The following is a 3,492-nucleotide window of genomic DNA, read 5'->3' as shown; positions in this document are numbered from 1 at the left end:
CTTCGAAGGTGGACATGCCGTAGAAGGCCAGGGAGACCACCAGGAAGCGCAGGATCGGGTCGGTGCGCAGCTTATGCCAGGCGCCGGAGAGGGTCATCATGCCGTTGATCATGCCGCCCCAGCTCGGCGCCAGGAGGATCAGCGACATCACCATGCCCAGCGACTGCGCCCAGTCCGGCAGCGCGGTGTAGTGCAGGTGGTGCGGGCCGGCCCAGATGTACAGGGAGATCAGCGCCCAGAAGTGGACGATGGACAGGCGATAGGAATAGACCGGACGCTCGGCCTGCTTGGGCACGAAGTAGTACATCATGCCGAGGAAGCCGGTGGTCAGGAAGAAGCCCACGGCGTTGTGGCCGTACCACCACTGGACCATCGCATCGGTGGCGCCGGAGTAGGCGGAGTAGGACTTGAACCAGCTCACCGGCAGCGACATGTGGTTGACGATGTGCAGCATCGCCGTCACCAGGATGAAGGCACCGTAGAACCAGTTGCCCACATAGATGTGCTTGACCTTGCGCTTGACGATGGTGCCGAAGAACACGATCGCGTAGGTGATCCAGACGATCGCCAGGAGGATGGCCAGCGGCCATTCCAGTTCGGCGTATTCCTTGGAGGTGGTGAAACCCTGCGGCAGGGTCAGCACGGCGCCCACGATCACGGCCTGCCAACCCCAGAAGGTGAAGGCCGCCAGCGTGTCTGAAATCAGTCGGGCTTGCGAGGTACGTTGCACCACGTAGTACGAGGTGGCGAAGAGGGCGCACCCACCGAAGGCGAAGATCACCGCGTTGGTGTGCAGGGGGCGAAGGCGGCCGAAGCTCGTCCACGGCAGGTCGAAGTTCAATTCGGGCCATACCAGTTGGGCGGCGATCAGGACACCGAGACCCATTCCAATGACCCCCCAGACCACCGTCATAACGGCGAACTGGCGGACCACCTTATAGTTATAAGCAGTCTGACTGATTGCTGTGCTCATGCTAGGGGTTCCACGGTTAATGGACTTTTTTAGGGACAAAAAATCGGCGGCAAGTATGGAGAAAGCGGGTGGGCATTGCAACGCGCCAGGCCAGGGGCGACGCCAGTTTGATGCCTGCTTCAGAGCGCTTTCCAAGGCGGCCGTATGGCTTTCTGGCGCTATCCGGACGAGTGGGTTCGGCCGGTGAAGTTAGGTGTCCCGTCGCTCTGCCGGAGAGGGACGAATGCAGAGCAGCTTAGACGCGATTGAAAAGGAAGGGTAGGAAAGGCGTCCGCTGGTGCGACACTTCGTCGCGCCGCCTGGGACTAAGGTCTGAGACCGGGGGAAGGACCCGCGCCCGGGAGGGCGCGGGGGGGGGGAGGGGGCAGTTGCTGCCCTGGTTGTGCGACAGGTTGTAGATGTAGGCGGCCAGGATGTGCACCTTTTCCTTGCCCAGGTAGGGCTCCTGGGCCGGCATCTGGCCCTGGCGGCCATGGCGGATGGTTTGTTGGAGCTGGGCGTAGCTGGAGCCGTAGATGAACGCGCCGGGGTTGGTCAGGTTCGGCGCGCCGACCAGGGCGGTACCCTTGCCTTCCGGGCCGTGGCAGGCGACGCAGTTGACCGAGAAGATCTGCTTGCCGGCCTCGACGTCGGCCTTGGTGCCTTCCGGCAGCTTCAGCCCGGCGAGTTCGGTGCGGACGTAGGCGGCGACGTTCTTCACCCCGTCTTCGCCGAGGATGTCGCCCCAGGCCGCCATGATCGCGTGGCGACCGCCGAGGATGGTGGTCTCGATGCTCTGCGGGTCACCGCCCCAGCGCCACTCGTTGTCGGCCAGGTTGGGGAAGCCGAGGGCGCCCTTGGCGTCGGAACCGTGGCAGATCGAGCAGTAGGTGGCGAACATGCGGCTGCCCATCTTCATGGCGTGCTCGTCCTTGGCCACTTCCTCGATAGGCATGGCGGCGTACTTGGCGAAGATCGGCCCATACTTCTCCTGGGCGATGTTCATCTCGCGTTCCCACTGCTTGTCCTGGGTCCAGCCGCCCTCGTAGCCCGGCAGCACGCCTTTCCAGTTACCCAGGCCCGGGTACAGGACCAGGTAGCCGACGGAGAAGACGATGGTGCCGATGTACAGCATGAACCACCACTTCGGCAGCGGGTTGTCATACTCCTCGATGCCGTCGTAGGAGTGGCCCATGGTCTTTTCGGTAGTACCCTTGGCCTCGCCCTTGCGGGTGGCGAAGACCAGCCAGAGCAGGGCGATCAAGGTACCGACGGTAAGAGCTGTGATGTACAGACTCCAGAAGGTGGTCATTCTTTGTTACTCCTAGAAGCTTGCTCGACGTGCTTTTTGGCTTCGGGATCGTCTGCGAAGGGCAGCATCGTCGCTTCGTCAAAGCTCTTCTTGCGTTTGCCGCTGTAGGCCCAGATCACCAGACCGATGAAGGCGACCATGATCAGCAGCGTGCCGAGTCCTCGCAGCGTCCCGATATCCATTGCCGTCACCGTTTGTTCTTGATCGAGGTGCCGAGCACCTGCAGGTAGGCGACCACGGCATCCATTTCGGTCTTGCCTTTCAGCGAGTCCTTGGCGCCTTTGATGTCTTCGTCGGTATAGGGCACGCCGAGGGTGCGCATCACTTCGAGCTTCTTCTCGATGTCCTTGCCGTCGAGCTTGTTCTCCACCAGCCACGGGTAGGCCGGCATCTTCGACTCGGGCACCACGTTGCGCGGGTTGAACAGGTGCGCGCGGTGCCAGTCGTCGGAGTAGCGGCTACCGACGCGGGCCAGGTCCGGACCGGTACGCTTGGAACCCCACAGGAACGGGTGGTCCCAGACGCTCTCGCCGGCCACCGAGTAGTGGCCGTAGCGTTCGGTTTCGGCGCGGAACGGACGGATCATCTGCGAGTGGCAGCCGACGCAGCCTTCGCGGATATAGATGTCGCGGCCTTCCAGTTGCAGCGCGGTATAGGGCTTCATGCCTTCGACCGGGGTGTTGGTCACGTCCTGGAAGAACAGCGGCACGATCTGGGTCAGGCCGCCGATGCTCACGGCCACGGCCATGCATAGCGCCAGCAGGCCGACGTTCTTCTCGAGTATTTCGTGTTTCATGCTCGGCTCCTCAGGCGATCTGTGCGGCGGCTTCGTATTCGGCCGGCTTGGCGGCACTGACGGTGCGCCAGGTGTTGTAGGCCATCAGGAACATGCCGAGCAGGAAGATGAAACCGCCGAGCATGCGCACGATGAAGCCGGGGTGGCCGGCGGCCAGCGCTTCGACGAAGGAGTAGGTCAGGGTGCCGTCCTCGTTAACCGCGCGCCACATCAGGCCCTGGGTGATGCCGTTGACCCACATCGAGGCGATGTACAGCACGGTGCCGATGGTGGCCAGCCAGAAGTGCGCGTTGATCAGGCTCAGGCTGTACATCTTCTCGCGGCCGAAGACCTTCGGGATCAGGTGGTAGAGCGAGCCGATGGAAACCATCGCGACCCAGCCGAGGGCGCCGGCGTGTACGTGGCCGATGGTCCAGTCGGTGTAGTGGGAGA

The 3,492-nt window shown here is 62.9% G+C and carries 4 protein-coding genes and 1 pseudogene; all 5 read right to left on the bottom strand.

The genetic code is table 11. The annotated features are described in order from the left end of the window. On the bottom strand, positions 1–973 hold a 973-nt coding region (locus HMPREF2716_RS00515), incomplete at its 3' end, for a cbb3-type cytochrome c oxidase subunit I (protein WP_256548099.1). A 367-nt stretch (positions 974–1,340) separates the two neighbouring features. Beyond that, positions 1,341–2,264: pseudogene (ccoP, locus tag HMPREF2716_RS00510) on the bottom strand (cytochrome-c oxidase, cbb3-type subunit III); the annotation flags it as partial. Next, entirely contained in the window at positions 2,261–2,446 is a 186-nt protein-coding gene (locus tag HMPREF2716_RS00505) for a CcoQ/FixQ family Cbb3-type cytochrome c oxidase assembly chaperone (RefSeq protein WP_003087314.1), read from the bottom strand. The gene HMPREF2716_RS00505 and the pseudogene ccoP, both read right to left, overlap by 4 nt. A 5-nt stretch (positions 2,447–2,451) precedes the next feature. Then, positions 2,452–3,060 carry a cytochrome-c oxidase, cbb3-type subunit II gene (gene ccoO / locus HMPREF2716_RS00500; protein WP_003087318.1) on the bottom strand — a complete coding sequence of 203 codons (609 nt, stop codon included), beginning with the start codon at positions 3,058–3,060 and terminating at the stop codon, positions 2,452–2,454. 10 nt (positions 3,061–3,070) lie between these two features. Continuing rightward, the coding region (locus HMPREF2716_RS00495; RefSeq protein WP_177343796.1) for a cbb3-type cytochrome c oxidase subunit I at positions 3,071–3,492 on the bottom strand (422 nt) is incomplete at its 5' end.

The sequence above is a fragment of the Pseudomonas sp. HMSC076A11 genome (assembly GCF_001810205.1).
Taxonomy (GTDB): domain Bacteria; phylum Pseudomonadota; class Gammaproteobacteria; order Pseudomonadales; family Pseudomonadaceae; genus Pseudomonas; species Pseudomonas aeruginosa.
Note: the sequence above shows the minus strand (reverse complement) of the source record. Positions and strands in the feature narration are given on the sequence as shown.

Excerpts from the sequence above, each read along its gene's own strand:
- HMPREF2716_RS00505 (WP_003087314.1), bottom strand. The coding sequence starts at position 2,446 with ATGGATATCGGGACGCTGCGAGGACTCGGCACGCTGCTGATCATGGTC.
- ccoO (WP_003087318.1), bottom strand. The coding sequence starts at position 3,060 with ATGAAACACGAAATACTCGAGAAGAACGTCGGCCTGCTGGCGCTATGC.